The organism is Plantactinospora sp. WMMC1484 (assembly GCF_049315195.1).
Taxonomy (GTDB): domain Bacteria; phylum Actinomycetota; class Actinomycetes; order Mycobacteriales; family Micromonosporaceae; genus Plantactinospora.
Genome location: NZ_CP186055.1, coordinates 1,838,076 through 1,863,490, shown reverse-complemented (window position 1 = coordinate 1,863,490; position 25,415 = coordinate 1,838,076). Strand labels below are relative to the sequence as shown.

General features: G+C 72.5%; 23 protein-coding genes and 3 pseudogenes. 13 read left to right on the top strand and 13 right to left on the bottom strand.

Annotation, left to right across the window (positions count from 1 at the left end):
- Positions 1–106: 106 nt before the first annotated feature.
- Positions 107–763: pseudogene (locus ACN28C_RS08170) on the top strand (HAD family hydrolase); the annotation flags it as partial.
- Entirely contained in the window at positions 740–1,111 is a 372-nt protein-coding gene (locus ACN28C_RS08165) for an Mth938-like domain-containing protein (protein WP_422774582.1), read from the top strand. The pseudogene ACN28C_RS08170 and the gene ACN28C_RS08165, both read left to right, overlap by 24 nt.
- A 7-nt stretch (positions 1,112–1,118) precedes the next feature.
- On the opposite strand, the gene ACN28C_RS08160 is transcribed toward ACN28C_RS08165, so the two are convergent.
- Positions 1,119–1,898 (bottom strand): methylenetetrahydrofolate reductase, encoded by a 780-nt coding sequence (locus ACN28C_RS08160; RefSeq protein WP_422772925.1) that lies wholly within the window; start codon positions 1,896–1,898, stop codon positions 1,119–1,121.
- A gap of 407 nt (positions 1,899–2,305) precedes the next feature.
- Here ACN28C_RS08160 and ACN28C_RS08155 point away from each other — a divergent pair, with 407 nt between their 5' ends.
- Complete coding sequence (locus tag ACN28C_RS08155) at positions 2,306–3,133, top strand: FkbM family methyltransferase (RefSeq protein ID WP_422772924.1); 828 nt, start codon at positions 2,306–2,308, stop codon at positions 3,131–3,133.
- 143 nt (positions 3,134–3,276) lie between these two features.
- On the opposite strand, the gene ACN28C_RS08150 is transcribed toward ACN28C_RS08155, so the two are convergent.
- Positions 3,277–5,076 (bottom strand): acyltransferase family protein, encoded by a 1,800-nt coding sequence (locus tag ACN28C_RS08150; protein ID WP_422772923.1) that lies wholly within the window; start codon positions 5,074–5,076, stop codon positions 3,277–3,279.
- A gap of 355 nt (positions 5,077–5,431) precedes the next feature.
- Between ACN28C_RS08150 and ACN28C_RS08145 the strand changes: the two genes are divergently transcribed.
- Complete coding sequence (locus ACN28C_RS08145; protein ID WP_422774581.1) at positions 5,432–6,457, top strand: NADPH:quinone reductase; 1,026 nt, start codon at positions 5,432–5,434, stop codon at positions 6,455–6,457.
- A gap of 61 nt (positions 6,458–6,518) precedes the next feature.
- On the opposite strand, the gene ACN28C_RS08140 is transcribed toward ACN28C_RS08145, so the two are convergent.
- Both ACN28C_RS08140 and ACN28C_RS08135 read right to left on the bottom strand, forming a co-directional pair.
- On the bottom strand, positions 6,519–7,433 hold the full coding sequence (locus tag ACN28C_RS08140) for an NADP-dependent oxidoreductase (RefSeq protein WP_422772922.1): 915 nt from the start codon (positions 7,431–7,433) through the stop codon (positions 6,519–6,521).
- An 81-nt stretch (positions 7,434–7,514) separates the two neighbouring features.
- On the bottom strand, positions 7,515–9,161 hold the full coding sequence (locus tag ACN28C_RS08135) for a long-chain fatty acid--CoA ligase (protein ID WP_422772921.1): 1,647 nt from the start codon (positions 9,159–9,161) through the stop codon (positions 7,515–7,517).
- Positions 9,162–9,214: 53 nt separating this feature from the next.
- Between ACN28C_RS08135 and ACN28C_RS08130 the strand changes: the two genes are divergently transcribed.
- From ACN28C_RS08130 to ACN28C_RS08120, 3 genes are all read left to right on the top strand, one after another.
- Complete coding sequence (locus tag ACN28C_RS08130; RefSeq protein WP_422772920.1) at positions 9,215–9,709, top strand: NUDIX domain-containing protein; 495 nt, start codon at positions 9,215–9,217, stop codon at positions 9,707–9,709.
- A 138-nt stretch (positions 9,710–9,847) separates the two neighbouring features.
- The gene (locus ACN28C_RS08125; protein WP_421495576.1) at positions 9,848–10,633 is read left to right on the top strand and encodes a helix-turn-helix domain-containing protein; all 786 of its coding nucleotides are present in this window, start codon (positions 9,848–9,850) and stop codon (positions 10,631–10,633) included.
- The gene (locus ACN28C_RS08120; protein WP_421495577.1) at positions 10,630–10,809 is read left to right on the top strand and encodes a DUF397 domain-containing protein; all 180 of its coding nucleotides are present in this window, start codon (positions 10,630–10,632) and stop codon (positions 10,807–10,809) included. Before ACN28C_RS08125 ends, ACN28C_RS08120 begins: the two co-directional genes overlap by 4 nt.
- Before the next feature lie 75 nt (positions 10,810–10,884).
- Here the strand turns inward: ACN28C_RS08120 and ACN28C_RS08115 are convergent, their stop codons facing one another.
- A complete protein-coding gene (locus ACN28C_RS08115) occupies positions 10,885–12,513 on the bottom strand; it encodes an MDR family MFS transporter (protein WP_422772919.1) in 1,629 nt (542 codons plus the stop codon).
- Positions 12,514–12,672: 159 nt separating this feature from the next.
- Positions 12,673–13,221 (bottom strand): type 1 glutamine amidotransferase domain-containing protein, encoded by a 549-nt coding sequence (locus ACN28C_RS08110; protein ID WP_422772918.1) that lies wholly within the window; start codon positions 13,219–13,221, stop codon positions 12,673–12,675.
- A gap of 186 nt (positions 13,222–13,407) precedes the next feature.
- On the opposite strand from ACN28C_RS08110, the pseudogene ACN28C_RS08105 reads away from it, so the two are divergent.
- The 3 genes and pseudogenes from ACN28C_RS08105 to ACN28C_RS08095 form a co-directional block, all read left to right on the top strand.
- Positions 13,408–14,770, top strand: a pseudogene (locus tag ACN28C_RS08105) (PfkB family carbohydrate kinase); the annotation flags it as partial.
- 68 nt (positions 14,771–14,838) lie between these two features.
- A pseudogene (gene rfaE2, locus ACN28C_RS08100) lies at positions 14,839–15,258 on the top strand (D-glycero-beta-D-manno-heptose 1-phosphate adenylyltransferase); the annotation flags it as partial.
- Between the two features lie 131 nt (positions 15,259–15,389).
- A complete protein-coding gene (locus tag ACN28C_RS08095; RefSeq protein ID WP_422772917.1) occupies positions 15,390–16,391 on the top strand; it encodes a glycosyltransferase family 2 protein in 1,002 nt (333 codons plus the stop codon).
- Here ACN28C_RS08095 and ACN28C_RS08090 read toward each other — a convergent pair.
- The 4 genes from ACN28C_RS08090 to ACN28C_RS08075 form a co-directional block, all read right to left on the bottom strand.
- A complete protein-coding gene (locus ACN28C_RS08090; protein WP_422772916.1) occupies positions 16,333–17,433 on the bottom strand; it encodes a glycosyltransferase family 9 protein in 1,101 nt (366 codons plus the stop codon). The two genes, ACN28C_RS08095 and ACN28C_RS08090, sit on opposite strands and share 59 nt — an antisense overlap.
- A 25-nt stretch (positions 17,434–17,458) precedes the next feature.
- Positions 17,459–18,106 carry an Hsp20/alpha crystallin family protein gene (locus tag ACN28C_RS08085; RefSeq protein WP_422772915.1) on the bottom strand — a complete coding sequence of 216 codons (648 nt, stop codon included), beginning with the start codon at positions 18,104–18,106 and terminating at the stop codon, positions 17,459–17,461.
- A 74-nt stretch (positions 18,107–18,180) separates the two neighbouring features.
- A complete protein-coding gene (locus tag ACN28C_RS08080; RefSeq protein WP_422774580.1) occupies positions 18,181–18,696 on the bottom strand; it encodes a DUF2231 domain-containing protein in 516 nt (171 codons plus the stop codon).
- Between the two features lie 192 nt (positions 18,697–18,888).
- Positions 18,889–19,548 (bottom strand): maleylpyruvate isomerase family mycothiol-dependent enzyme, encoded by a 660-nt coding sequence (locus ACN28C_RS08075; protein ID WP_422772914.1) that lies wholly within the window; start codon positions 19,546–19,548, stop codon positions 18,889–18,891.
- Positions 19,549–19,789: 241 nt separating this feature from the next.
- Here ACN28C_RS08075 and ACN28C_RS08070 point away from each other — a divergent pair, with 241 nt between their 5' ends.
- The 3 genes from ACN28C_RS08070 (at position 19,790) to ACN28C_RS08060 (ending at position 22,716) form a co-directional block, all read left to right on the top strand.
- Positions 19,790–20,800, top strand: a complete 1,011-nt coding sequence (locus ACN28C_RS08070) for a sigma-70 family RNA polymerase sigma factor (protein ID WP_422774579.1) — start codon at positions 19,790–19,792, stop codon at positions 20,798–20,800.
- Between the two features lie 168 nt (positions 20,801–20,968).
- Complete coding sequence (locus ACN28C_RS08065) at positions 20,969–22,117, top strand: sensor histidine kinase (RefSeq protein WP_422772913.1); 1,149 nt, start codon at positions 20,969–20,971, stop codon at positions 22,115–22,117.
- Entirely contained in the window at positions 22,114–22,716 is a 603-nt protein-coding gene (locus tag ACN28C_RS08060) for a response regulator (protein WP_422772912.1), read from the top strand. Before ACN28C_RS08065 ends, ACN28C_RS08060 begins: the two co-directional genes overlap by 4 nt.
- A gap of 137 nt (positions 22,717–22,853) precedes the next feature.
- Here ACN28C_RS08060 and ACN28C_RS08055 read toward each other — a convergent pair whose 3' ends face one another.
- From ACN28C_RS08055 to wrbA, 3 genes are all read right to left on the bottom strand, one after another.
- Positions 22,854–23,603, bottom strand: coding sequence for an SDR family NAD(P)-dependent oxidoreductase (locus tag ACN28C_RS08055; protein WP_422772911.1), 750 nt, complete (start codon positions 23,601–23,603; stop codon positions 22,854–22,856).
- A 38-nt stretch (positions 23,604–23,641) separates the two neighbouring features.
- Positions 23,642–24,472, bottom strand: a complete 831-nt coding sequence (locus tag ACN28C_RS08050; protein ID WP_422772910.1) for an SDR family NAD(P)-dependent oxidoreductase — start codon at positions 24,470–24,472, stop codon at positions 23,642–23,644.
- A 66-nt stretch (positions 24,473–24,538) separates the two neighbouring features.
- Positions 24,539–25,162, bottom strand: a complete 624-nt coding sequence (gene wrbA / locus ACN28C_RS08045; protein WP_422772909.1) for an NAD(P)H:quinone oxidoreductase — start codon at positions 25,160–25,162, stop codon at positions 24,539–24,541.
- Between the last annotated feature and the right edge of the window lie 253 nt (positions 25,163–25,415).

Genomic DNA, 25,415 nt, shown 5'->3' with positions numbered 1-25,415 from the left:
TCAACGTCGTCAACCGAACCTACTGACCCACATGGGCAGATGTCAATACCTACCAGCTGGCCGCCGGCGTGAGACCGGATCTTCCGGGTGAGGCAGGATGGAAGCCGTGGTGGACGCTGTGATCTTCGACCTCGACGGCGTACTTGTGGACTCGGAACCGGTCTGGGAGCGGGTCCGCCGGCGCTACGTCGACGCCCGCGGCGGCCGGTGGCAGCCCGACACCCAGCGCCGACTGATGGGGATGAGCACCGGGGAGTGGGCCAGCTACCTCGGCGAGCTCGGCGTCCCCGGCAGCACCGAGCAGATCGCGACCGAGGTGATCGATGCGATGGCCGAGGAGTACCGGGCACAGTTGCCGGTCATCGACGACGCGCCCGAGGTGGTCCGGCGGCTCGGCCGGCACTGGCCGCTCGGGCTGGCCAGCTCGTCCCCGCGCCGGCTGATCGACGTGGCGCTGTCCGCCACCGGCCTGGCCGAGGAGTTCCGGGTGACCCTCTCCACCGAGGAGGTGGCCCGGGGCAAGCCGGCCCCGGACGCCTACCTGACCGTGGCGGAGCGCCTGGGCGTGCCGGCCGGCCGTTGCGTCGCGATCGAGGATTCCAGCAACGGCGTACGATCGGCCGCCGCCGCCGGCATGCGGGTGGTGGCGGTCCCGCACGGGGCGTACCCGCTCGACCCGGACGCCGAACAGCTCGCCGCGCTGATCCTGCCGCGACTGACCGACCTCACCGAGGAGTCCGTGCCGCCGGCCCGGTCACCCCGGATCCTGCAGATCTCCTGGGGCAGCATGAGCGTCGACGGGCTCGGCGACGGCAAGGACTTCAAGCTCTATCCGGGCGGCGGCCGGCCGTGGGACTGGTCCGAGACCGGCACCCGGCACGAGCCGGGGATCCAGCCGGCCGACGTCGAGGAACTTCTCGCCAACGGGGCGACCCGGGTGGTGCTCTCCGAGGGTTTCGACGGGCGGCTGCGGGTCGACCCGGCCACCCTGCGGTTCCTCCAGGAGCGGGGCGTCGAGATCCAGGTGGCCCGGACCGGCGAGGCCGTCGACCTCTACAACAGCCTCGCCGCGCGGGAGCCGGTCGGCGGCCTCTTCCACTCCACCTGCTGACCTGGCACTATCCCCGGCCCTCCAGCCGCAGAGCCAGCTCGCGGTAGCGCGCCACCGGCACCAGGTGTACGCCGTCGAACGCGCCGCTGTCCCGCAGCCGCTCGATCTGCTCGCAGGCCGCGTCCACGCCGGCCCGCCGATCCTGCCCCACCCGGTCGACCAGGTCCGCCGGGATCTCGATGTCCGGAATTGTCGCCGCGAGCCGCTGCGCCATCGCCGGGCTCGCCAGCACCATCACCCCGGCGTAGACCGGCACGTCGAGCGCGACGGACTCGCGCCAGCGCAGCAGGGCGTCGACCGAGAAGCTGACCTGCGCGAAGACGAAGTCGGCGGCACGCTTCCAGCTCGGCAGCCGGCGCAGGCCGGCGGCCACACCCACCCGGAACGGCGGCAACCCGGCGAAGACCGGTCCCTCGCCGGCCGCGCGGGCCTCGTCGATCATCGCGCGTACGGTGAGCTCGCCGCTCCGGTCGCCGACCGCCGGCTTGTCGCCGTAGACGAAGAGGAACTCCCGCACCCCGTACGCGGCGGCGGTCAGCATGTCCCGCTGGAACCCGAGCCGGTTGCGGTCCCGCGAGTTCAGGCAGGCGATGCTCCGGCCGCCCATCGCGGCCACCTCGTGCGCGACCGCGATGCTCGACACGGTGGCCCGGCCGATGTGGTTGTCGGGAACCAGGAACGAGGAGGCCACCGGAGCCAGCACCCCAATCTGGTGGCGGACGTGCCGCAGGTCGGGACGGGTCGGCGGCTCGATCTCGCAGATCAGCTCGAAGCTCGGCGAGTCCATGTGAGCAGCGTAGGCGGCGCGGGTCCGGCCGGGCCCGGCGCCACGCGGTCGAGGCGGCCGGCAGTGCGGTCGGCCCAGCGCCCGCCGGCTGGCCGGGTGTCGGCTTTACGTCAGGACGGCGCAGGCGCAGGGACCAGGCCGGGGCGGATCGGGGCGCGGCACCGGTGCCGATGACGAGATCACGGAGGCGGCGAAACAGCGCCGGACAACGGCGTTTCTGCGGAGTACGCCCGGCTCCGACCGCATCGCCCCTCGCTCCGGCCATGACCAGCACAAATACGAAAGCATTCCACGTATAACTCCGCTTCGTGGCTGCTCTGTTGCTGAACGTGATTGTCTGCGTACCATGCCCGAGGAGCAGACCCCGATGCGACATCCCCCAACGATCAGCGAGAACGGTCAACGGTATGCCAACTTTTCGATCGACGCTGCGCCGCGCCTTTCACCAGTCCGGCGCACACCACGTCCGTCGGGCCGCCCACCGGATCGCCCTCCGGACCCGGGCAGGGGCGTTCCGCAACGAGATCGGCGTGATACTGCACGCCGACCACACCGACATCCGCGGCACCGAACTCGCCGTCTACAAGGGAAACCTCGACCGGAAGGCGGTGGCCGCCTGGCGGCGCCTGGTCGCCGAGATCCGGCCCACCGTGGCCGTGGACGTCGGCGCCAACTACGGCGAGGTGGCCTTTTCCACCTGCTACTACGGGCTCCGGGAACTGCATCTCGTCGAGCCGAACCCGGCGGTGCTCCCCTGGCTGGGCAAGACGATCGCGGCGGCCACCGCCGACTATCCCGGCACCGTGCTGCACGCGGGTGCCGCCAGCGACCGGTCCGGCACCGCCCGGCTCTATCTGCACCAGCACACCGGCGTCGCGTCGCTGCGGGTACAGAACGACCGGGGCGTCGAGGTGGAGTGCTTCCGGCTGGACGAGCGGATCCACCTGCACGACGACGACTCGCTGCTCTTCAAAATCGACGTCGAGGGTCACGAGCAGGCTGCCCTGGAGGGCATGGCCGGGCTCCTCCGCCATCGGCGGGTCGCCGGCATCTGCGAGGTGTTGCACGCCGACGACGCTCTGCTGGAATACCTCTGCGCCAACTTCGCCGTCACTCTCCAGCGGGCCGACCGGGAAGAGCCGGTGGACGAGGCGCAGTTGCGTGCCACCGTCGCCCGGGCCAGGGAGAGCGGCTGGGGTGATCTCAGCAAGGACGTGGTGCTCCGGTCCCGCTGACCGGCGGCAGCCGCAGGCAGGCCGGGCGGTGGCGACCGCCGGGCGGTGGCGACCGTAGGCCGGCCGGGCGGTGGCGGCCGCAGCAGGCCGGACGGTGGCGACCGTAGGCCGGCCGGGTGGTGGCGGCGTCAGGCCCGGCCGGGCTAGGCGGCACAGACGAACTGCGGATCCGCCCAGACGCCGACCGCACCGCCGGAGGGACTGCTGGTCACCAGGTCGACGAAGCTGGCCCTCGGGATCTGCACGTCGATCTGCTCGGCGCTGTCCGCCCGGCTCCGCACACCCGACTCGAAGACGGTGACGTCGTCCGCGCGTACCGCGAAGACCACCTCGACATCGTCGTCACCGACATCGATCACGGCCCGGAGCCGCTCGCAGCCGAGCGGTGGTTGCACCCGGAGCCGGCTCGGCGCCGCGGTGAGCACCGCGCGTGGATAGACCTGGCCGTGCACGGTGACCGAGCCGGGGCTCGGCCCTGCGGCCGGCGGCGGTGACCGCCGCGCCGTACCTCCGTCCACGGCGCTGCCCTCCACCAGGATGGGCAGGTCGGAGAGGCGGTAGGTGACCTCGGCCCGAGCCACCTGGGCCGGGCTGCGGGTCGTCACGCCCGGCCACAGGTTGAGCGCCACGAACCCCAGGCCGACGGCGATGACCGCGACCGTCGCGGTCATCGCCCGGTGCCAGCGCCGGGCCGCGCCAGCCGTCAGCGGTACGGCGGCCACCGCCACCGGTACGGCGGCCACCACCGGTACGGCGGCCGGTCGCACCGCCGGCCCGGCGGGCGGCCCGGCACCGACGGCCGGGCGTGGACGGACGGAAGGCGGGATCACCGCCGGCCGGCGCCGGGCGGCCAGATCCTCGATCCAGCCGACGAGCGCCACCACCACGGCGACCAGCAGCCAGACGGCGGCGAGCCGGAGCGCGACGGTCTGCACCCAGCCGGAGACGGCCACCGGGGCGATCAGCGCCCCGGCCAGCACCCCGGCCGGCAGGTGCCACAGGTAGATGGTGACCGCCCGGGCGTTCAGCAACTCCACGAGACGGTCGAGCGGGCGGATCCGGGCCAGCCAGTCGAGTCGCGGACGGAACCGGAGCACCGTGGCGACGAAGGCCATCGACCACAGGGTGTTGCCGCCCGCGATCCGGTTCAGGTCGTAGTTCCCGGTCGACCAGCCCACCACGAGCACCCAGGCGGCTCCGGTCACGGCGAGCGCGGCGACGGCGAGCGCGTACCGCCGGGCGGGGATCCGGCGCAGCAGCCCGTCGTGGTGCGCGAACCCCAGCAGCCAGCAGGCGAGGTAGGTGCTGACGTTGGTGGCCTGCTCGTTGAAGTACCCACCGACGGTCACCACGTCGAACCGGAAGGCGATCGGCAGCGCGACCGCCAGCGCCAGGCTCTGCCAGGGCCAGCGCCGGAAGGCGGCGAGCAGCACCGGCGAGAGCAGCACCAGCCACAGGTAGGTGACGATGTACCAGAGCACGACGTTGTAGGCCCAGGCCCACGGCTGGTCGCCGACCGGCGGCGTGCGGGCCGGAAAGACCCACCAGGCCAGCTCGCCCCAGCCGAGCCGGGCCTCCGGCTCCGTCCGCCAGCCGGTCACCAGCAACAGCGTGACCGTTACCGCTCCGAAGCCCCACAGGGGTGGCAGCAGCCGGCGCAGCCGGCGGCCGACCGCACGGTGCCCGGCGCGGTCCAGCGAGCCGGCCATCAGCGATCCGGCGAGCGCGAACATCAGCCCCATCGCCGGGAAGAGCACGGTCAGCCAGATCCAGCCGAGCACGTGGTAGGTCACCACCCGGACCAGTGCCGCCGCCCGCCACAGGTCGAGGTACCGGTCCCGGCCCTCCGCCGCCACGCCCGGCCGATCCTCCGCCGCCACGGCAGGCCGATCCTCCGCCGGTACGACGGCAGCCGTCACCGTCGGCTCGGTTGACGAAGTCATCGGCGTCTCCACGTCTCCGGTCGGACCGCGCCCGGCGGCCCCCGCCCACCGCCCAGAACCGCCCAGACGGGCAGGCGCTTCGACAGACGGACGTTGCCCAACAGTCCTACCCGACAAACCTGAACGATTCCTGACCGGGGTCGGCGCAGGTCGGCGCATGTCCCTCCTTCGGGTGCAGGCGGGTGGCGAGCGGGGGTGTGAGGTCCCACACCCGCCACGGCGCGGCGAAACTCCGGCGCTCCACCCGATCGGGCAGCAAGATGGGTGGATGGCCGGCGAGCGCGCGGAGCCGACCGCGCCGACCGAGGTCGAGACCGAGAGGTGATCGTGGGTGGCAGCACCGGAGAGGTCAACGATGAAGGCAGCCGTCTACCAGCGCACCGGCGACCCGTCCGTCCTCGATGTGGTCGACCGGCCGGTGCCGGAGCCGGGCCCGGGTGAGGTGCTGGTCCGGGTGGCGGTCTCCGGGGTCAATCCGACCGACTGGAAGTCGCGGCGGGGCGACGGGTCCGGGGCGCCGCCCCGGCACGGCTGGCAGATCCCCCACCAGGACGGTGCGGGGATCATCGAGTCGGTCGGCACCGGGGTGGACGCGAAACTGACCGGCGAACGGGTCTGGATCTGGGAAGCGGCCTGGCAGCGGCCGTGGGGCACTGCGGCGGAGTACACGGTGGTGCCGGTCCGGCAGGTCGTCCGGCTCGGATCGGCCTCCTTCGACCTCGGCGCCAGCCTCGGCATCCCGTTCCTGACCGCGCACCGCTGCCTCACGGTCGGCGAGACGATGCCGGACCGGCTCGACGTCGGCGCGCTCAGCGGGCGCACCGTGCTGGTCCAGGGCGGGGCGGGTGCGGTCGGCAACGCCGCCGTCCAGCTCGCCCGCTGGGCCGACGCCACCGTCATCGCCACGGTCAGCAGCGCCGAGAAGGCACAGCTCGCGGTCGCCGCAGGCGCGTCACACGTGATCAACTACCGCGACGAGGACGTGGTGGCCGAGGTCCGGAAGATCGTTCCCGACGGGGTGGACGCCATCGTCGAGGTCGCCGCCGCCAGCAACGCCGAGACCGACAGCCAGGTGATCGGCGCCAACGGCGCGGTCGCGGTCTACGCCGACGACGGCGGGGCGGCGCTCACCCTGCCGGTCCGCCCGCTGATGGTGCCGAACGTCCGCTGGCAGTTCGTCCTCGTCTACACCCTGCCGGCGGTGGCCAAGGCGCACGCCGTGACCGACGTGGCCGCCGCCGCGTCCTCCGGGGTGCTCCGGGTCGGCGCCGAGGTGGGCCTGCCGCTGCACTACTACCCGTTGGACGAGGTGGCCCGGGCGCACCAGGCCGTGCAGGACTCGGCGGTGGGCAAGGTGCTGGTGGTGACCAGCGAGTCCTGAGTACCGCGCAGATCACCGGGGCGCCGCCCGCCGCAGATCACCGGGGCGCCGCCCGCCGCCGCTACGGGACGAGGACGATCTTTCCGCGCAGCCGTCCCGCCTCGACCAGCCGGTGTGCGTGGGCCGCCTCCGCCAGCGGCAGCGTGGCCGCGACCCGGGTGCGCAGCCGCCCGTCGGCGACCTCCGCCATCAGCTCGGCCAGCATCGGCCGGTCGAGCCGGATCAGCACGATCTCCTGCCGTACCCCGCGCTCCGGGTCGACCGGCGGGACCGGCCGGGTCGACACCAGCGTGCCGCCGTCGGCGACCGCGGCGGCGGCCTCCGGCCCGAGCGGCACCGCGTCGAGCACCGCCGGCACCGGCCCGACCCCGGCCAGCCCGGCGGAGCGCGGCACCACCTCGGCGACGCCGAGGCTGCCGACCCACTCCTCGTCGTCGGTGCTGGCCAGCGCGATCACCCGGAGCCCGGCCCGCGCCGCCAACTGGGCCGCGAAGCCGCCCACCCCACCGCTGGCGCCGGTGACCAGCAGGGCCGAGCCGGGAGCCGGCGACATCATCTCCAGTGCCCGCCGGGCGGTCAGCGCGTTCAGCCCCACGGTCGCCGCCTCCGCCGCGTCCAGGCCGTCCGGCACGCCGACCAGCCAGTCGGGCCGGGCCACCAGAAACTCGGCGTACGCGCCGACGCTGCCCCGGGTCTGATACCACGGCACCATCCCGGCGACCCGGTCGCCGGGTCGGTGGCCGGGGACACCGTCGCCGACCGCCGCCACGTCACCGGCGAAGTCCCAGCCGAGCAGGAAGGGTGGCTCGACCGGCCCACCGGGGATCGGCCCGATCCGCGCGGCCACGTCGGCGGGATGCACCGCCGCCGCGCGTACCCGGACGAGGATCTCACCGGGGCCGGCGACCGGGTCCGGTCGCTCGACCACCTCAAGCACACCGGGACCGCCCAGTGCCGTCACCGCCACCGCTCGCATCGCACGCCCCTTCCGCGTGCCCGACATCCTTCCCGGCCCAACATCAGGTTGGCAACGGTTCGCGCCATGCCGCCCGCCGGGTCAGTCGGCCAGCTCGGTCACGTCCAGGCTGCCGGCGGCGTAGTCGGCGCGTACCCGCTTCTTGTCGAACTTGCCCACCGAGGTCTTCGGTACGGTTTCGACGAAGGCCCACCGTTCGGGGAGCTGCCACCCGGCCACCCGGTCGGCGAGGAATCCCCGCAGCTCCTCGGCGTCCACCGTGGCACCCTCCCGGCGCACCACCGTCGCGAGTGGACGCTCGTCCCAGCGTGGGTCGGGTACGCCGATTACGCACGCCTCCAGCACCGACGGATGCGCCATCAGCGCGTTCTCCAGCTCGACCGAGGAGATCCACTCCCCACCCGACTTGATCACGTCCTTGGCCCGGTCGGTGAGGGTGATGAAGCCGTCCGCCGAGAGCGTGCCGACGTCACCGGTGCGCAGCCAGCCGTCCCGGAACTTCTCCGGGTCGGGTGCGTCGTCGCCGACGTACCGGCCGGTGACCCACGGCCCACGGACCTCCAGCTCTCCGACGGCCTCGCCGTCGGCGGGCAGGTGCCGACCGTCCGGGCCGACGATCCGGGCGGCGACCCCGGCCGGCACCCGGCCCTGGGTGTAGCGGTAGCGCCAGGCGTCCTCGCCGGTCGCCCCGGCCGGCGGCCGGGCCACCGAGCCGAGCGGGGACATCTCGGTCATCCCCCAGGCGTGGATGACGTCGATGCCGTGCCGTTCCGCGAAGGCGTGCATCAGCGCGGGCGGGCAGGCCGAGCCGCCGACGATGACCTCGGTCAGCGAGGAGGTGTCGACCTGGTGGGCGTCCAGGTGGTTGAGCAGGTCCGTCCAGATGCTCGGCACCGCGCCGGCCAGGGTCGGTCGTTCCGCCTCGATCATCGCGGCGATCGGCGCACCCTGGAGGAACCGGTCCGGCATGACCAGCGAGGCGCCGGAGAGGAAGGCCGCGTAGGGGATGCCCCAGGACATGGCGTGGAACATCGGCACGATCGCGAGTTCCCGGGTGGTCGGGCCGAACCCGAAGGACTCCGGCAGGCAGATCTGCACCGAGTGCAGCCAGATCGAGCGGTGCGAGTAGGCGACGCCCTTCGGGTTGCCGGTGGTGCCGGAGGTGTAGCAGAGGGCGGCGGCGTCGCGCTCGTCCAGCTCCGGCCAGTCGTACCGGTCGGGCCTGTCCCGCAGCAGGTCGTCCCAGCGGTGTACGGCGACCCGACCGCCCCCGGCGGCGAGCAGCGGAGCCGGGTCACCGGCACCGACCACCACCACGTGCTCCACGGTGGACATCTCGGGCAACGCCCTGGCCAGCAGCGGGATCAGCGTCGAGTCGACGAGCACCACCCGGTCCTCGGCGTGGTTGGCGATGTAGGCCACCTGGTCGGGAAAGAGCCGTATGTTCAGGGTGTGCAGCACCGCGCCCATGCTCGGCACCGCGAAGTAGGCGACCAGGTGCTCGGTGTTGTTCCACATGAAGGTGCCGACCCGCTGGTCTCCGGTGACCCCGAGGTCGTCGTGGAGCGCGTGCGCGAGCCGGGCGGCCGCCGCACCGACCTCGGCGTACGTCGCCCGGCGGGAACCGTCGCCGGTCCAGGTCGCCACCTCGGCGGCGCCGTGCACCGTGCTGCCGTGCTCGAGGATTCGGGAAACCAGCAGGGGCGCGTCCATCATCGTGCTACGCATGGGCAACAACCTAGTGGCGCAGCTCACATCTTGACCACCCGGAAGGCAGGCAGATGAGCAGCATCCCGTGGGCCGAGTCCTACCTCGGCCAGCTCCGCGCGCTCGCCGGTGACCGCACGCTGATGTTCGTCGGTGCCCGGGGAGTGGTACGCGACGCGGCCGGCCAGGTGCTGCTGATCCAACGTTCCGACAACGGTCACTGGGCGATGCCGGCCGGCGCGATGGAACTCGGCGAGTCGATCGCCCAGTGCGCGATGCGCGAGGTCTGGGAGGAGACCGGGCTGACCGCCACCGGGGTCACCCCGTTCGCCATGTACACCGGCCCGGACCGCACCTTCACCAACATGTATGGCGACACCTACCAGCTTTTCGTGGTCGCCTTCCGGGTCGACGCCTGGTCCGGGACGCTTGTCACCGCGACCGACGAGACCACGAACGCCGGCTTCTTCGCACCCCGGGCCCTGCCGGCGCCGGTCTCCGCCACCGTGCTGGAGACCCTGGACGACCTGACCGTCTTCGAGCAGACCGGCCACGTCGTCCTGAAATAGCGAGGGTTGAGCGCAAGCGACAAGACGACCGGATTCCTTTATATCCACCCTGGACCATTGCCCGAACTCGGCGGAAAATTGGCGGCGGTCAGCATTTCCATCCCGGCTCCGAGCCGCCGCGAGAAAGTTCGAGAATAAATGAGTCACAGTGGTGTTCCGCAGATCCTGAAGTTCCTGCGCTCCCTCAACGGCGGTATGACGCAGGAACAGGTCGCCGGACGGCTGAATGTCTCCACGTCCCTGATCGCCAAATTCGAGACGGGCCGGCTGGTGCCCATGCCGGACACCGCGAAACTGTTGGACGAGCTGTTCGGCAGCGGCGATCTGGTCCAGAGCACCTCGGCCGCCGCCCGGAGGACGACCCCGCAGGAGTGGTTCCGCCAGTGGCCCGACATGGAGCGCGAGGCGGTCGCCATCCGGTGGCACGAGGCGAACTACGTGCCCGGCCTGCTCCAGACCGAGGCGTACGCCCGGGCGGTGCTGACCTCCGGTCTGCTCGACGCCGACGAGGTCGAGGCGCAGGTGGCGCTCCGGATGGAGCGCCAGGCGGCCGTGTTCGGCCGCGAGAGGATGCCGGTCTGCACCTTCATCGTCGACGAGCTGGCGCTGCTGCGCGGCGAGCCCCGGTCGATGCTGAAGGAACAGTTGGCGCACCTGGTCGAGATGTCGACCCGGCCGAAGATCTTCATCCACGTCGTGCCGCGATCCGCCGGGCTCTATGTCGGGCAGATGGGCCCGCTGATCCTGGCCTCCCTGCCCGGCGGGAGCGACGCGGCGTTCCTCGAAGACCAGGCGGGGGGACGGGTGCTGGCCGAGCCGGACCAGGTCGCCGCGATGGCGCGGGCCTGGGACGCGATACGCTCGGTGGCACTCCCCCGAGACATGTCCCGGGACCTGATCGTGAGGATGGCGGACGAGCTATGACTCCCACCTGGCGGAAGTCGACCCGCAGCAACGCGAACGGCGGCGCCTGCGTCGAGGTCGCCGACAACCTTCCCGGCCGCGTGCTCGTCCGGGACAGCAAGGACCCGCACGGGCCGGCCCTGACCTTCGGCCCGACCGCCTGGCGGCACTTCCTGCACGGCGTCGCCGCGCGCTGACAGCCCGAGCCGGACGCCCCCGCTGCCGCGCCCGCGGCGCCGGGGGCGGCCTCGAAAGCATCACGACCGGCGGCCTCAGATCATCGTCTGGGCGTTCGCCTCCATCTCGGTGGCGGCGTCCCCCTTCCGCTCCCCGGCCAGCCCCTCGCCGGAGCCGGCCGGTGGGCCGCCGCGCAGTTCGTCGTTCGGCATCGCCAGGGTGATCGCCACCGCCAGCAGGGCGATCAGCCCGGCGACCAGGAAGACGGTGTGCAGTGCGCCGACGAACGACTCCTGCACGGCGGCCCGGATCGGATCCGGCAGCGCCAGGATCCGGGACGGCTCGTTGACCGAGAACTCCGTGGTGGCGCCGGCGAACTGCGCCCGCTGCTCCGGCGGGAGCTGGGCGATCGCGCCGGGCAGCCGGTCGGAGAGCCCGGCGGAGATCCCGGCGGAGAGCAGCGCGCCGAGAATCGCCACCCCGAAGGAGCCGCCAAGCGACCGGAAGAAGGTGGCGGCCGAGGTGCCGGCGCCGAGGTCGCGGACCGCCACCGCGTTCTGTGCGGCGAGGATCAGCGACTGCATGCAGAGGCCCAGCCCGACACCGATGATCACCATGTAGACGAAGGCGTTCCAGAGCGGGGTGTCGACCTGCAACCGGGTGAAGAGCAGCATGCCGGCGACCAGCACGATCGCCCCGGCCACCGGAAACCACTTGTACCGGCCGATCCGGCTGATCGCCTGGCCCGACAGGACCGAGGTGACGATCACGCCGATCATCATCGGCAGCATCAGCAGGCCGCTGTCGGTCGGCGAGGCGCCCTTGACGATCTGGAGATAGAGCGGGATGAAGATGATCGACCCGAACATCACCAGACCGAGGATGAAGCCGGCGGCGTTCGCCAGCGCGAAGGTGGACCGGCGGAAGAGGCGCAGCGGCAGGATCGGCTCGGCCACCCGGGCCTCCTGGCGGAGGAAGAGGAAACCGCACACCGCGCCGGCCACGAAGAGCCCGAGGATGACGGCGGAGCCCCAGGCGTACTCGTTGCCGCCCCAGCTCAGGGCGAGCAGCAGGGCGCTCACCCCGGCCACCAGCAGGCCGGCACCGAGCCAGTCGATCGCGTGCTGCCGCCGCTGAAACGGGATCAGCCGCATCACGTGGTAGCAGACGATGATGGCGACGACCGCCAGGGGCACGTTCAGGAAGAAGATCCACCGCCAGTCGTGCTCGGCGAAATAGCCGCCGACCAGCGGTCCGGCCACCGAGGAGACCCCGAAGACCGCCCCGAAGAGGCCCTGGTAACGGCCACGCTCCCGGGGCGAGACCACGTCGGAGATGATGGTGAAGGCGAGCGTCATCAGCCCGCCGGCACCGAGCCCCTGCACCCCGCGCGTGATGATCAATTGGGTCATGTCCTGGGAGAAGCCGGCGGCGAGCGAGCCGACCAGGAACGTCCCGATGGAGAAGAGGAAGACGGGGCGGCGACCGAACAGGTCGGCCGTCTTCCCGTAGAGCGGGGTGGAGGCGGTCGCCGCCAGCAGATAGGCGGTGACCACCCACGAGTAGTGGTTGATCCCGCCCAGCTCACCGACGATCGTCGGCAGCGCCGTCCCGACGATGGTCTGGTCCAGGGCGGCGAGCAGCATCCCGGTCATCAGACCGCCCATCAGGAGCAGGATCTGACGACGGCTCAGGGCGGGGCGGGGGTCGGCAGCGGTGGTCATGGTGCCTTCTCCCCCCGTCGGCCCGGAAAATGCCTACCGTCTGCCTACCGTCTACCTACCGTCGCGCCCGGACCGGCGGCGGACGCACTCCGGGCGGCCCGGCGCCATGCCGGACCGCCCGGAACGAACCCACCGCTGATCAGGTCAGTGGTGCGGTGCTCAGTGGATGCCCTCGGCGAGTTCCTCCACGAGCTTCGCGCAGAACGCCGGCAGGTCGTCCGGCTTGCGGCTGGTCACCAGGCCGTTGTCGACGTGGCACTCCTCGTCGACCCAGTGCGCGCCCGCGTTCGACAGATCCGTCCGCAGGCTGGGCCAGGAGGTCAGCGTCCGCCCCTTCACCACGTCGGCCTCGATCATCGTCCAGGGGGCGTGACAGATCGCCCCGACCGGCTTGCCGGCGTCGAAGAAGGCCCGGACGAACCGGACCGCGTCCGGGTTGGCCCGCAGGGCGTCCGGGTTGGCCACCCCGCCGGGCAGCACCAGGCCGTCGTAGACCGCCGGGTCCGCCTGGGCCACTGTCGTGTCGACGTCGTACGTCCCCGCCTTGTCCAGATGGTTGAAGGCCCGAATCTGGCCGCCGTCGAGGGAGACCAGCTCCGCCCGGCCACCTGCGGCCTCGACCGCCGCCCGGGGCTTGGTGTACTCGACCTCCTCCACTCCGTCGGTGGCCAGAAACGCGATCCGCTTGCCCTGCAAGGTCGCAGTCATCTCGGTTCTCCTTTCCGGGGTGGAAACGGGGGATGTGCGGCGACGAACTCTTCGCTCGCGTCCCGATAAGAGACGTTCCCGGTACGGCAGCAGCCAAACCCCGCACCGTACGCCGCAGCGGCCGACTCGGGGCGGGGTTCGGCGGGTCCAGGTTTGCCCGGCCGGACACCGGGGACCCGCAGCCACATGGCGACAGACGCAGCGGAACAGCGCCGGTTGGCCTCGGTGGTGGAGAGCTGGCTCGGCAGGGGCGTGCTGGTGGTCGGCGACGCCATGCTGGACGAGTGGCGGTTCGCCGAGTCCGACCGGCTCTGCCGGGAGGCACCGGCCCCGGTGTTGACCCTGCGCCGCCGGCTCACCGCCGCCGGTGGCGCCGCGAACACCGCCGTGAACCTGACCGCTCTGGGGGGTCGGGCGGCGCTGGTCGCCCCGGTCGGCGCCGACGTGGCAGGTGACGAGCTGCACGACTGTCTGGACCGGGCCGGCGTCTGGGACCGGACCATCAGCCAGCCCGGCCGCCCCACCCCGGTGAAACGGCGACTGCTCGCCGCCGACCAGATACTGCTCCGGGAAGACGAGGGCGACGCCGACGAGACCCTGCCGGAGGAGGGCGTACACCGGATGGTGAACGCCCTGGCCCGAGCCACCGAGGAGTTGCGGGCCGACCGGGACGGCCAGCCGCCGACCCTGGTGGTCTGCGACTACGGCCTGGGTGCGCTGCCCGAGCCGGTACGCAGCTGGCTGGTCCGGCACCGCGACCACTTCGCCACGGTCGCGCTGGACGCCCACGACCTGGCCTACTGGCGCGGGCTCGCCCCGACCGTGGTGACACCGAGCTTCGCCGAGGCGACCCGGCTGCTCGACGAGGCGGTCTCCGCCGCACCGCCCAGCCCGACGTCTCCGGTGGCCGGCACCCGGGTCAGCCTCGCCGAGGACGGTACCGCCGTGGCCACCGGCGCAGCAGCCGGCGGCCCGTCAGCCGGCGGCGGCCCGTCAGCCGGCGGCGGCCCGTCAGCCGGCGGCGGTGGCACGGACGACGGCCGGGACGGTGACGGGTCCGGCGCGCCGGAGGGAGCCCCGCCGGGTGGCGGTGACGGCGCCGCACCGGTCGGCGGCGACGGCATCACGGTGACCAGCGACGAGATCGGGGTCTCCGGCGACGACATCGTGGTGGCCGGCGACGAGCGGGCGAGCACCGGCGGTGGCCGACCCGTCGCGGCCGACGGGGCCAGCCGGGCGCTGGTTGCCCAGGCCCGCCTCGCCGAGCTGCGGGAACGCACCGGAGCCGACGTCGTGGCGGTCACCCTGGACGCCGAGGGGGCCGTGGTCGGCGGCGCCGACGGTCGGTCCCGGCGCAGCCACGCCACCCCGGTCCCGGCGAGTTACGCGGTCGGTGCCGGTGACGCCTACCTGGCGGCGATGACCCTGGCACTCGCCGCCGGAGCACCACTGCCGACCGCCGCCCAACTCGCCCAGCTCGCCGCGACCACCACCGTCTCGGACACCGGCACCTGTGTCTGCCTCCGCGAGGACCTGCTCGCCGCGCTCGGCTCGGCCGACGAGGAGCCGGCCCGGATCGTGCTGGACCGGGACGCCCTGCTCGATCTCGTCGGGCAGCACCGGGCCGAGGGCCGGACGCTCGTCTTCACCAACGGCTGCTTCGACGTGCTGCACCGGGGACACGTGCGCTATCTCGACCAGGCCCGTGAACTCGGCGACCTGCTGGTGGTGGCGGTCAACTCGGACGAGAGCGTACGGCGGCTCAAGGGCGCGGACCGGCCGGTGAACCCGGTGGAGGACCGGGTCGCCCTGCTCGCCGCACTCTCCTGTGTGGACCACGTCGTGGTCTTCGAGGAGGACTCGCCCGCCGCGCTGATCGAGGCCGTCCGCCCCGACGTGTACGTCAAGGGCGGCGACTACCCGCCCGAGATGGTTCCGGAGGCACCCCTGGTACGCCGGCTCGGCGGCCAGGTCCGCACCCTCGGCTACGTACCCGACCGGTCCACCTCGGCGGTGATCGACCGGATCCGTTCGCACGCCGACGACCGGAGCCGGCAGCTCACCCACGACGGCGGCACCGGCGTGCGCCAGGCCCCCGACAGTGGTGTCGAGCCGGTTCCCGCGCCGGCCGACGCGGGCGGTACCGCGTCCGGGCCGAGCCACCGGGTGTGACCGGCGCGCCGTGTCCCGACCCGGCTGGCCGGCGGCCACTCGACCCGGGCAGGCCGACCGATTTCCGGGCCCCCCGGCTGCTGGACGTGCTGATCCCGACCCGGAACCGCCCCGCCGAACTGGCGGTCACCCTGGCCGGGCTGGCCGCGCAGCAGACGGAGGCCGCTCCGGACCGCCCGGCGACCGGAGCGGACCCGGAGGCTGCGGTGGCCGGAGCAGACCCCAGGGGTGCGACGGTTTTCGGGGTGGTGGTCAGCGACCAGTCCGACGGGGAGCCGGGTTGGGCCCAACCGGCGGCAGCGGCGATGGTGCGGGTACTGCGGCACCGGGGCCATCCGGTGCTGCTCACCCGCCGGCTGCCCCGGCGCGGCCTGGCCGAGCACCGCGCCTACCTGCTGGACGCCTCGGCCGCCCGGTACGTGCTCTACCTCGACGACGACGTCTGGCTCGAACCCGGCACCATCGACCGACTGCTCACCGCGATCCGGCGACTCGGCTGCGGCTTCGTCGGCAACGCCGTGCACGGTCTGTCCTATCTGGACGACGTACGGCCGGAGACCCATCGGCACTACTGCGAGTGGGACGGGCCACCGGCACCGGAACGGCTGGACCCCGGCTCGCCCGAGTGGGACCGGGCCCGGATCCACTCGGCCGCCAACCTGCTGCACGTCACCTCGGCCCGGGGGCTGCCGCCGGGGCAGTGGCGGGCGTACAAGGTCTCCTGGATCGGCGGGTGCGTGCTCTACGACCGGGCCCGGCTCCGCGCGGCCGGGGGGTTCGACTTCTGGACCCGGCTCGATCCCGGCCACCAGGGCGAGGACGCGGCCGCCCAGCTCGCCGTGATGGCCCGGTACGCCGGTGCCGGCGTCCTGCCCAGCGGCGCGTACCACCTGGAGGCGCCGACCACGGTGACCGAGCGGAGCCAGGAGGCCTGGGAGGTCACCGCCGGGTCAGGTCGGCCACCGCCTCCAGCACCTCCACCACCGGTACGTCGGTGACGAAGGAGACCCGGTGCGGGCAGCCCGGCCCGCCGCCCCGGGCCGGATAGAGCTCCCGGCTGCAGTCCTGCCCGCAGACCGGGCAGTTGAGGGTCCACGAGGCGATCGGCCGGTGCCGGGCACGCAACGGCACCGCACAGTTGATCATGTTGCCGACCCAGAAGATGCCGACGGTCGGGGTGCCGAGCGCGGCGGCGACGTGCACCGGCCCGGTGTCGTTGGCCACCACCACCTCGCAACCGGCATAGCAGCCGATCAGGCCGCCCAGGGAAAGCTCGCCGACCAGCGACCGGACCGGATGCCGGGCCGCCGCCACCACCTGCGCGACGAGGGCCCGCTCCTCAGGCGTACCGGTCAGCAGCACCTCGTACCCCTCGGCGACCAGCTCGTCGGCGACGGCGGCGAACCGGTCCGCCGGCCAGCGCCGGCGCGGATCGCTCGCGCCCGGGTGCAGGGCGATCCTCGGCCGCTCCGGCTCGCCCAGCACCGCGTACGCCTCGGCCAGGTCCGCCCCGGTCGCGGCCAGCCGGGGCACCAGCCCGGTCGGGGTGGCCCCGACCAGCCCGGCCACCTCCAGATAGCGGACGACCTCCGGCTGGTAGTAGACGTAGCGCAGCCACCGGTCCAGCGGCGGCGCGTCCTCGGCGCGCAACCCCGCGCTCACCCGGGCGCCGAGCCCGGCCACGAGCGGGTTGGAGTTGGCCCCGCCCCCGTGCATCTGCAGGACGAGGTCGAACCGCTCCCGGCGGGCGGCGTCGAGAAACCGGGCCATCGACTCCGGCGCCGGCTCCGGCTCGCCGGACCCGGCGGGCCGGATGCCGTGCGCGGGCGGCACCACCAGCACCCGGTCGACCGGGCCGGGCCGGTCCCGGAGCAGCCGCTCGTGCCAGGGTGCCCCGATCAGCACCAGCTCGGCGGCCGGATAGCCGGCCCGCAGCGCGTCGAGCGCCGGAAGCGCGAAAATGAAGTCGCCGAGAGCGTTGGCCCGGAGTACGGCGATCCGCTCGACATCGGCGACCAGGTCGCGCACCTTGCCGATCATCGGCTGCGGGTCCGCCGGCGCCGGGTCAACCGTCGTACCGCGGGGCCGGGGTGCCGGCGGCGGTGTCCGGCCGGTGCAGTTCCCGGTCGGCGGCGGGGTCCACGTTCTCCGGCCGGCCGCCGGCCGTGGTCGTACCCCCGGCGGGCTGGCCCGGGTCGTGCCGCCGGCCACCGATGGTGATGGTCCGCCGTCCCGGCCGGGGCGCCTTCGGCAGCCGCACGGTGAGCAGGCCGTGGTCCATCACGGCGTCGATCCGGTCCGGGTCGACCGGAGCCGGCAGGTGCACCCGGTGCTCGAAGGCACGGCTCTGCGATCCGCTTCCCGCCATCCCGTGGTCGGCGTTCACCTCGGCCTCGGAGCGGTCCCGGATGCAGAGCTCGCGGTCGTCGAGTTCGAGTGCCACCTCCTCCGGGGCCACCCCGGGCAGCCGGGCGGTGACGGTCCAGCCGTCCTCGGCCGGCGTCAACTCGACATCGGGCCGCCCGCTCCGGCCGCCGACCAGCGCGGAGCCGACCACCCGGCCCAGCTCCGCGCGGAGCGCCTGCAACTCGCCGAACGGGTCCCAACCCCGGTCGCCCGTGCCCCGTCGGTCGCCCGTGCCGCCTCGGTCTCCCGTACCCCGTCGGTCTTCCGCACCCCGCCGGTATTCCGCACCACGTCCTGGCTCGCCCATGCCGCCGTGTTCCCTCCCGTCGTCACTCTTCGCCACCGCTCCTCACGGTGGGTTCACCGCTCCTCGCCGTGGGTTCACCGCTCCTCGTGGTGGTCGGCGGAGGCTGCGGCGACGGTCCGGGGACGCAGCGAACTCGGCGCGTTCAGGCCGGCCTCCGGGTCCACCCCGACCCCGAGCCGGTCCACCAGTTCCCCGCCGAGCCAGGCGCCGACGCCGGCCCCCGCCACCGCCACCACCTCGATCGCCACCAGCGCGCCGCCGGCCGCGCGGGTCTCCGCCGCCAGCCGCACCGCCCAGACCGCCGCGAAGAGCAGCAGTACGGCGATGTTGGTCGCGGCGTGCGCCACACCCACCCGCTTGGCACGGGTGCCGCCCGGCACGGCGAGCAGGTCCACCACGCCGGCCATCAGCGCCAGCACCCCGCCGATCAGGCCGACCAGGATGTTCCAGTACGCCAGTTCGCCGAGGAAGCCGGGACCGCCGGCCACGTCGATGACGTCGAAGATGGTGGCCGCCACGAAGAGGGCGATCGGGAACATCACCAGCATCGGATGGACGGGGTGCCCCAGCACCTTGAGTCGGCTCTCCATCATCGTCGCCTCCCAGGCTCATCCGGATGCCGGCGCGCCGGGCCGTCGCACTAGCCGTGCACCCGTCGACGGACGTCGACGCTGCTGAGGCTGTACCCGAATTGTCCGCCGGCAAACCCTCCGTACCGGCGTCGGCACTGTCGTGGCGACGGGCACTGTCGCGGCGACGGTGCTGGCCGGAGCGGGTTGAGGTCAGGCCGTGGCGCAGCGGTCGCGGAGGACGGGGACGCCCTCCCCGGTCAGCTCGTCGCAGTGGCTGGCCCGCCCGGTCATCGCCATCACCAGCGCCACTGTGCGGCCGGAGACCACCGGTCCGGCGCCGGTGGCGAACGGCCCGTCGGTCGCGGCGAGCCGGAGGCCGCCGATCCGACCCTTGGCGAGTACGACCATGTCCGAGCCCCGGTAGTACTCGGCCACCCTGGTCACGGTGGCGACCGGGTAGTCGTACCGGATGCCCAGCGGCCGCCGGATGTCCTCGCCGTGCACGATCGTCTCCCCGAGCATCGCGATCGTCGGCAGCGGCGGTTTGGTGGTGCTGCCGGCCACCCGGCGGAACCGGTCGAGCGTCTCCGCTGGGGTGGCGCCCACCTGCTCGGCCAGCCGCATCGCGACCTGCCGGTCGAAGTCGAACCGGCAGCGGAGCACTCCGGCCAGCCAGCGCAGCGGGGTGAGGCTGGCGGCTGCGGTCAGGTGCGCCAGCACCTCCCGCACCGAGAGGCCCGCGCAGAGCGACGGGGTCGCCCACCGTTCGTCGGGCAGTTCCGCAAGGTCGGCCGCCAGCGCCTCGCGCTCGGCGTGGACCAGCGGCCAGAGGTCGGTACGGTCGGGCGATGCCGGTGTCGATGCGGTCATCTCAGGCAGCCTCCTGGCTCGTGGTGGATGGAGAACTCGTGGTGCGTTTGAGGGTCCGTGGTGCTGGTGAGGGCTGTGGGGCTGGTGGTGCTGGTGAGGGCTCGTGGTGCGGTGGGGGCGGTGGCCGACGGGCGGGGCGGCCCGGCAGCCCGGGAAGAAGGACTGCCGGCGTGGCGGAGAATCGTCGCTCGTGAGCGAAGTTTTTCCGGCGACCCCGGCCAGCCTCACCGCCGGTGCTGCGGTGAGCGATGATCTGCTCGATGCGGCCCGGGACGGCGACGACGCGGCGTTCGGCCGCCTGGTGGCGCCGCTCCGTCCCGAGTTGCACGCACACTGCTACCGGATGCTGGGGTCGACCCACGACGCCGACGACGCCGTGCAGGACGCCCTGCTCCGGGCCTGGCGAGGGCTGGCCGGCTTCGCGGGCCGGGGCTCGCTGCGGTCGTGGCTATACACCGTGGCCACCCGGGCGTGCCTGGACATCGTCAAGGCTCGCGGCCGTCGGGCGCTCCCGGTGGACCTCGGCCCGGCCAGCGACCAGGTGGTGCCGGACGGTGCCGGGCCGGCGCGCGAGGGCAGCTGGCTCGGCCCCTATCCGGACGCCCGGGTGGCGAACGGGCCGGCCAGCCCGCACGCCCGCTACGAGCGGCGCGAGGCCGTCGAACTCGCGTTCGTCGCGACCCTGCAGCACCTACCCGGCAACCAGCGGGCCGTACTGCTGCTCGCGGACGTCCTCGGCTTCCCCGCCGCCGAGATCGCCGGCATCCTCGGCACCTCCGTGACGTCGGTGCACTCGGCCCTGGCCCGGGCCCGCCGGCTCGTCACCGAGCGGGTTCCCGCTCCCAGCCAGCAACAGACCCTGCGCAGGCTCGGCGACGACCGGACATGGCAGGTCGCCCGCAGCTATGCCGACGCCCTGGAACGCCGCGACGTCGATGCGCTGATCGCGCTGCTGACCGAGGACGTCACCTGGTCGATGCCGCCGCTGCCGCACTGGTACTCGGGAGCCGAGGCCGTCGCCGACTTCGCCCGACAGGTCCCGTTGGGCCGGTGTCCGAGCTGGCGTACCCGACTGGTCGGCGCGAACGGGCAGCCGGCGGTGGCCTGTTATCTCGGACCCGAACCCGCCGCGCCACACGCCGCCTGGTCGATCACCGTGCTGACCCTGCGCGGCGCGCGGATCGCGGCCCTCACCTCGTTCCTCGACGCCGACCGCTTCGGGCCGTTCGGCCTGCCCCGCGTCCTGCCGTGACCGGCGGCCCGGACCGGAAGGACCGTGCGTCGACGTCGACATCTGGTGTGGTGGACATGCCACCAATGACACCAGCGAACACGGCTACCCGGCAGTGGCGGCGTGTCACGACAACGAGGTGACGTGGTGTCACTGACGACCGGTCGGGGCCGGAAGCATACTGGGCTGGTGACGGCAAGATCCCTGCGCATCACCGAGGCGACGCAGGGACGGCTGCGCCGGCTCAACCTCATGACGACACTTCCGCCACTCGTGATCGCGGCGGCCTTCATCGTCGCCGTCGACGCGCACACCTGGTGGCACGCCGTCATCCTGGCTCCGGGCGTCCTGGCGGCCCTGGTGATCTTCGAACGGTGGACGGCGGACGACGTCATGCGGGTCGCCCTGCCCTGCAGCATCGTGGCGGGGGCCGTGTGGCCGGTCGGGGCGCTGGTGACCGCCAGCCCCAACGCCTACTGGGGGATCTGCACCGTCGGATCTCTCGCCCTCACCCGGCCGCTGCGGCGTCGCCGCCTGATGGCAGCCGCACTCTTCTCCTACGTCGCCGCGGTGGGCGCGGCACGGCTGCTCGTCGACCAGGACGACGTGAGCGAGGTCCTGATCACCTACCTCCTCGTCCCGACGGCTGTCACCGTGGTCGTGACCGTCCTGACGTTGCTCGGCGAGCGGTTCTACGACATCGTGCGGGAGCTCGAACAGTCCCGGAAGCGCGAAGCGGAGCTGGCCGTCATCCGCGAACGCGTCCGGTTCGCCAACGATCTGCACGACATCCAGGGCCACACGCTGCACGTGGTCAAGCTGAAGCTCGCGCTGGCGCAGAAGCTGGTGTCCGGCGACGCCGAGCGGGCGAAGAGGGAACTGCACGAGACCTACGCCCTGGTCAGCGACACCATCACGCAGACCAGAGAACTCGCGTACGCCCAACGACGGCTCAACCTCTCCGCGGAGCTCGAGAACGCGAAAAACCTCTTCGAGGCGGCCGGCATTCGCGTACGGGTGACGCGGGAGGCCGAGGTCGAAACCCGGGTCAGCGAACTGCTCGGCCTGGTCCTCCGCGAGACGACCACCAACGTTCTGCGGCACGCACAGGCCACCCAGGTACGGATCACACTCTCCGCCTCCGGCATCGCGATCGTCAACGACGGCGTACCGGGCGACGCGCCACCCGAGATGAAGGGACTTGCCGCCCTCAGGCAGCGGGTGGCGGACGGCGGCGGTGATCTGGTGGTCGAGCAGGAGAACGGGGAGTTCACCACGAGCGCCTCCTTCGCGCGATCCGTGACAACCTCGTCATATCCGCCGGAGGAGGCCCGATGACCACCGTCGTGCTCGCCGACGACGAGGCCCTGCTCCGCAGGGCCCTCGCCGCGCTGCTCCCGCTCGAAGGCGACATCACCGTCCTCGCCGAGGCGGAGGACGGCGGGACGGCCGTCGAGGCCACCCTGCGGTACCGGCCCGACGTGCTGGTCATCGACCTCGAGATGCCGGGCGTCGACGGCCTGGGCGCGATCACGCAGATCCGCCGTGTCCGGCCGGAGCAGGTGATCCTGATGCTGACCCGGCACGCCCGGCCCGGCGTGCTGCGCAAGGCGCTGCGGCTGGGCGTCCAGGGCTTCGTCAGCAAATCCGCCGAACCGGCACACATCACCTCGGTCATCGGCACCCTGCACGAAGGCAAGCGCTGGATCGACCCGGATGTCTCCGCGCTCGCCATCGTCGACGACTGTCCCCTCACCGACCGCGAACTCGACGTGCTGCGGGTGACCAGCGAGGGCTACTCCGTCGCCGACATCGCCGCCCGACTCCACCTTGCACAGGGCACCGTACGCAACTACCTCTCCAACGCCATGCAGAAGACCCAGACCCAGACCCGCCACGAGGCGGCGCGCTACGCCCGCGAGCACGACTGGCTGTAAGAGGTCGCGCAGATGTCGCGGTTCATGGTCGCCTTGCCGGTCGGCTGTCGGCCGTGCGACGACGGGCCGCGCGGTCCCCGTCCTCTGCGGCCTGGCCGGGGATCGCGCGGTGGCCACCGTCGCTCGTGGTGTGCTCGTTACTGCGGCAGACCTTGGTAGTCGGCGGGCCCGGCGATCTGCCCGCCGTCACCGGCGACCTCGCTGCCGGTGACGAACCGCGAGTCGTCGCTGGCGAAGAAGAGGACGATCCGGGCGATGTCGTCCGGCTCCCCCACCCGACCGAGCGCGACGTTGCTCGTGTCGAAGGTGACGCCATCGGTCATGGGCGTCCGGATCTGACCGGGGTGAACGGCGTTCACCCGGATCCCGTGTACGCCCAGCTCCAGCGCGGAGGTCTTGGTCAGGCCGCGTACCCCCCACTTCGACACCACGTAGCCGGACATCCTCGGTACGCCCTGGAGAGCGCCGACGGAGCCGATGTTGACGATCGACCCGCCGCCGGACCGCTTCATCGCCGGCACCACAGCCTGGATACCGTTGAACACTCCGATCAGGTTCACGTCCAGCGTGCGCTGGAACCGGGCGGTGTCCCACTGCTCCAACGGAGCCGGGTCGGCGATGCCCGCGTTGTTGACCAGGACGTCGACGGCGCCGAAGCGCTCCTCGGTTCGCCCGACGAGGGCGGCCCACTCGTCCACCGACCGGACGTCGAGCTGCTCGGCGACCGCCTGTGGTCCGAGTCCGCGGGCGAGCTCCTCCGCCGCCGTGATGTTCACGTCGGCGATGACCACGTTCGCGCCCTCGGTCACGAACTGGCGGACGGTGGCGGCGCCCATGCCCATCGCGCCGCCGGTGACGACCGCCGTCTTTCCCTGTAGCCGTGTCATGACACGTTCCCCTCTCCCGCACCAGAGGTGCGGGGATCTCATGCGGCGAAGTCGGTTCCCCGGCTGACGGCTTCCCAGGCGGTCCGCTCGTCCTGGGTCTGCTTCGCGGCGGCGTTGAGGCGGTCGAGGGTCTCGTTGCCCATCGGCAGCCGCAGCGGGGTGTCCTCGGCGGCCAGCGCGGTCAGGATCGCCTTCGCGATCTTCACCGGGTCACCCGCCTCCTTGCCGCCCACCTCGTTGACGTGCTCGCGCAGCTTGCGGACCGTGCCGTCGTACGCCGCGATGTGCGGCGACTCGCTGATCGCGGCACCGGCGAAGTTGGTGCGCATCGGACCCGGCTGCGGGATGAGCACCTTGATGCCAAGCGGGTTGACCTCCTGGGCGAGCGCGACGGAGAAGCCCTCCAGCGCGAACTTGCCCGCCGAGTACGCGGACATCCCGGGCACGGACAGCTGACCGCCGAGGCTGCTGACCTGCACGATCGCGCCGCCGCCCTGCTCGCGCATGTGAGGCAGGACCGCCCGGGTGAGGGCCACGGGACCGAAGAAGATCAGTTCCATGAGGGCCCGGATCTCGTCGTCGGTGGTTTCCTCGACCGCACCGATGTGACCCCGCCCGGCGGCGTTGACGAGTACGTCTATCCGGCCGTACTGGCCGACGACCTCCTTGACGGCCTCGCTGACGCCGGCCCGGTCGGTGACGTCGAGTTCCAGCGTGCGGGAGCGCTCCGGGTAGGCGCTGACGACCTCCTCGGCCCCCGCCGTACGCCGATCGCTCAGCACGACCGTGTCCCCTGCGGCGAGCGCCGCCCGGGCGATCTCCCGACCCAGGCCGGAGCCGGCGCCGGTGACCAACCAGATGCGTTCCATGGCGATTGATCCTTTCCGAAGTCCCGACCGCACGGTGCGGGCGGGAGTCAGCTGAACGCCGCTCGATCAGGCGACGCTTCCCACCTTGAGGGCCCCCGCGATGCGCACCACACGCTCGGCCTGGTGCCGCGCCGAGTTGCGGGTGTCGTCGTCGATGGAGCCGAGGTCGGGACCGAACACCGCGTGGTGCGAGGTGCCGTACGGGTTGCCGTCGACGAACTTGACCGCGTCGGTGTAGCCGGGCGGCACGATGATGCCGCCGAAGTGGTGGATGCTGTTGTACATGGCGAGCAGGGTCGACTCGTGCCCACCGTGTCGGGTGCCGGTCGAGGTGAAGCCGCTGTAGACCTTGTCGGCCAGCGCACCCGTCTGCCACAGCGGCGACAGGGTGTCGAAGAACTGCTTCAACTGGGCGGCGATGTTGCCGAAGCGGGTCGGCGATCCGAAGATGACCGCGTCCGCCCAGGTGAGGTCCTCGGGGGTCGGGGTTGGCACCTCCGCGGTTGCCGCGTGGTGGGCGGCCCAGACCGGGTTCGCCTCGATCGCGGCCTGCGGCGCCAGCTCGGCGACCTTGCGGACTCGCACCTGTGCGCCGGCGGCCTGCGCCGTGTCCGCCATGGTGTTGGCGATCTCGGTGCCCGTGCCGGTCGACGAGTAGTAGATGACGGCGAGCTTGACGTTGTGGGACATGGTGTCGGTGCTTCTCTCTGCGAGCGGGGGCTCGGTGCCTCCCGGCTGTCGGTACGAGGTGCCTTGCCGAGGCCAAACGTAGGGCAAAGTTGGTGACTCGTCACCTGATAGTGGCAGATGACACATCACCTCTGTGCGTCGGCAAATCCGCCCTACTGTCCCGCTATGACGATGACAGCAACCATTCACACGGGTGATACATCATCCTGTCGGGCATCCAGGGACCGCACTTGCAGAATCAGGCGATGACGTG